Source organism: Streptomyces sp. SID5643 (assembly GCF_009872555.1).
Taxonomy (GTDB): domain Bacteria; phylum Actinomycetota; class Actinomycetes; order Streptomycetales; family Streptomycetaceae; genus Streptomyces; species Streptomyces iakyrus.
The window spans coordinates 1-454 of the sequence record NZ_WWIC01000231.1 but is presented as its reverse complement, the minus strand read 5'-3'; the positions used below and the strand labels follow the sequence as shown (position 1 = coordinate 454).

Here is a 454-nt window from a genome sequence, read left to right as displayed (position 1 = left end):
CCGGCGACCCCCTCGACGAGCGCACCGACGTCGGCCCCATGATCACCCAGGAGGCCGCGGCCGCCACCCAGGCCAAGGTCGACACGGCGGTGGCCCAGGGCGCGGTGCTGCTGTGCGGCAACACCGCCACCGGCTCCCTGTACGCGCCCACCGTCCTCGAAGACGTCCCGGCGACCTGCTCGATCCGGCAGGAGGAGGTGTTCGCCCCGGTCGTCGTGCTCCAGCCGTTCACGTCCTTCGAGGACGCCATCGAGCAGGCCAACGCCATCGACTACAGCCTGCACGCCGGCATCTTCACCTCACGCCTGGACCGCGCCCTGACCGCGGCCCGGCTCCTGGAAGCCGGCGGCGTGATGATCAACGACTCGTCCGACTACCGCTTCGACGCCATGCCGTTCGGCGGGTTCAAGTACGGCAGCATGGGCCGCGAAGGCGTGCGCTTCGCCTTCGAGGA

1 protein-coding gene is annotated in these 454 nt (G+C 70.7%); it reads left to right on the top strand.

Translation table 11 applies throughout. The annotated features are described in order from the left end of the window. Positions 1-454, top strand: a 454-nt coding sequence (locus tag GTY56_RS26075) for an aldehyde dehydrogenase family protein (protein ID WP_161367761.1), incomplete at both ends; no start/stop codon positions are given.